Origin of the sequence: Allochromatium palmeri, assembly GCF_009720725.1 — a bacterium.
Lineage (GTDB): Bacteria > Pseudomonadota > Gammaproteobacteria > Chromatiales > Chromatiaceae > Thermochromatium > Thermochromatium palmeri.
In genome coordinates, this window is sequence record NZ_WNKT01000150.1 from 1 (window position 1) to 768 (window position 768).

A 768-nucleotide genomic window follows, 5' to 3' on the forward strand; every position below is an offset into this window, starting at 1 on the left:
GGCTCTTCCGGGTTTAAAGTAAAGTAAATTTTTATTATAATCAGCAGCTTATGATTGATTCTGTCTGATCTTTTATTTCGAGCCGCTTTCATTATACGAAATAGCCATGATTGACCGCGAGCAACTCCAAACCGTTCTGGGACTCTCAAATATTATCATTGATCGAGTCGTTTTTACTGACCCACGCACACTTAATGTCTATGTGACGAGCGGGCAAAATGGATGTGCCTGTCATCGGTGTGGACAGTGGATCAAGACCCCTCATGGAGTCGGAGCTGAAATTCGTTTGCGTCATTTGCCGATGTTTAACTATCGCACGGAAATCATTTTAAAACCGAAACGCTATCGCTGTCTCACCTGTGACCATCAGCCGACAACGACGCAAACACTGGAGTGGTATACACCGCACAGTGCGTTTACCAAAGCCTACGAACAAGAACTGTTGCGCGCACTGATTAACAGTACCATTGAGGATGTCAGCTGTAAATATGATGTCAGCTCAGATCAACTCGACAGTGTGATTGATCGATCCGTGGCTCAAACCGTCGATTGGGAGCGTTTTGAGCGTCTCGATGTCATTGGGGTTGATGAAATTTCGTTGAAAAAAGGGCATCGACAGTACGTCACGGTTATCAGTGCTTTAATCGACGGCACGCTCACCATTTTGGCGGTGCTGGCGGATCGCACGAAGGCGACCGTAGAGAGATTTTTTCGTAGCATTCCCAAGCGGTTACGCCGCACCGTCGGCGCGATCTGCTCAGATTTATA

The 768-nt window shown here is 46.9% G+C and carries 1 protein-coding gene; it reads left to right on the plus strand.

From position 1 onward, the window contains the following. Window positions 1-106 precede the first annotated feature (106 nt). A partial coding sequence (locus GJ668_RS19880) for a transposase (protein WP_186343241.1) occupies window positions 107-768 on the plus strand: 662 nt, incomplete at its 3' end.